At 42.2% G+C, this 1,194-nt stretch carries 1 protein-coding gene and 1 pseudogene; both read left to right on the top strand.

Features of this window, described 5'->3' with window-relative positions; translation table 11 throughout:
• On the top strand, positions 1-378 hold a 378-nt coding region (locus DW761_RS20875), incomplete at its 5' end, for a conjugal transfer protein (RefSeq protein ID WP_226973376.1).
• A pseudogene (locus DW761_RS20870) lies at positions 356-1,194 on the top strand (ATP/GTP-binding protein); the annotation flags it as partial. The gene DW761_RS20875 and the pseudogene DW761_RS20870, both read left to right, overlap by 23 nt.

The raw sequence follows: 1,194 nt of genomic DNA, 5'->3' as shown, positions 1-1,194 counted from the left end.
ACGGGTATCTGGAACGTGGAAAAAGTCTTGTATGCAATCAATGACTTTAACTTGCCCTTTCCCGTTACTTTTACACAGATTACATGGTTTGTGATTACGGAATTTATCATCATTTTGTTTGGGGATATTCCCCCACTTTCCATGATTGAGGGAGCATTTCTCAAATACTTTGGTATTCCCGTTGCTCTCACTTGGTTTATGTCGCAGAAAACCTTTGACGGAAAGAAGCCGTACAGCTTTTTGAAATCACAGATAACCTATGCCCTGCGACCGAAAATCACTTATGCAGGAAAAGCCGTAAAACTGCATAAGCAGACCTTGAATGAAACAATCACGGCAGTAAGGAGTGTGAACTATGTTCCCGATAAAATATATTGACAATAACCTTGTCTGGAACAAGGACAATGAGGTGTTCGCTTACTATGAGCTGATACCGTACAACTATTCTTTCTTATCCGCAGAGCAGAAATTTATCGTGCATGACAGCTTTCGACAACTAATCGCACAGTCCCGTGAGGGTAAAATTCATGCCTTGCAGATTGCCACAGAAAGCTCCATACGAAGTATGCAGGAGCAGTCAAAGAAGCTGGTAACGGGAAAATTAAAGGAAGTTGCCTGCCAGAAAATAGACGAACAGACCGAAGCGTTAGTATCTATGATTGGGGACAATCAAGTGGACTACCGCTTTTTTCTTGGCTTTAAGCTCATGGTTACGGAAGAACAGCTCAATCTGAAGAACATCAAAAAATCGGCGTGGCTGACATTTACGGAATTTCTCCATGAAGTGAACCACACGCTGATGAATGACTTCGTTTCCATGCCGAATGATGAAATCAACCGTTACATGAAAATGGAAAAGTTACTGGAAAATAAAATCTCCCGTCGCTTTAAGGTGCGTCGCTTGGAAATCCATGATTTTGGGTATCTCATGGAACATCTTTACGGCAGGGACGGTATCGCCTATGAAGATTATGAGTACCAGCTACCAAAGAAAAACTATAAGAAAGAAACGCTGATAAAATACTACGACCTTATCCGCCCGACAAGGTGTGTGATTGAGGAAAGCCAGCGGTATTTACGATTGGAACATGAGGACAAGGAAAGCTATGTGTCCTACTTTACCGTCAATGCGATTGTCGGGGAGCTTGATTTTCCGTCGTCTGAAATCTTCTATTTCCAGCAACAGCAATTCAC

The sequence above is a fragment of the Absiella sp. AM29-15 genome, assembly GCF_003434225.1.
Taxonomy (GTDB): domain Bacteria; phylum Bacillota_I; class Bacilli_A; order Erysipelotrichales; family Erysipelotrichaceae; genus Hoskinsella; species Hoskinsella hominis.
This window is presented reverse-complemented; position numbering and strand designations above follow the sequence as displayed.